Origin of the sequence: Lysobacter enzymogenes, assembly GCF_017168095.1 — a bacterium.
In the GTDB taxonomy this organism is placed as follows: Bacteria; Pseudomonadota; Gammaproteobacteria; order Xanthomonadales; family Xanthomonadaceae; genus Lysobacter; species Lysobacter enzymogenes_D.
On the sequence record NZ_LXSD01000585.1, the window covers coordinates 1 to 465 of the forward strand.

At 77.0% G+C, this 465-nt stretch carries 1 pseudogene; it reads right to left on the reverse strand.

The window, feature by feature from the left end:
* Window positions 1–465 (reverse strand): annotated as a pseudogene (locus A7A76_RS22800) (BatD family protein); the annotation flags it as partial.

The following is a 465-nucleotide window of genomic DNA, read 5'->3' on the forward strand; positions in this document are numbered from 1 at the left end:
CGCGGCCCCGGCCGGATTCGCCGCCGCGGCGCCGCCGGCGACGCCGCGGCCCACGGTCCAGCTCAGCGGCGGCAGGCTGGCGGTGCGCTTGGTGCGCGCGCCGACGTCCCACCAATCCAGGCGCAGGCCGTCCAGCCGCACCTCGCCCTCGCGCGAGGGCACCAGCGAGAACTTGCGGGTCAGCTTCACCCGCGGCCGGCCGCCGGCGAAGGTCTCGTCGGCCTGGACCGGATCGGCGAACACCTGCACGCCGTCGATCGGCGGCAACTGCAGTTCCGGCATCTGCGCCAGGCCGGCGCCGTCGGCGCTGGCCTCGACGATGATGCTGGCCGAATTGCCCACGCGCAGTTGCTGCGGAGTGGAGCGGTAACTCAGGGTCAGGCTGCGCAGCGGCAGCCACGGCTGCGGCGCGTCGGCCGGCGCGGCGCGCACCTGCAGCGGGCGCGAGCGGCTGGCGGCGCGGCG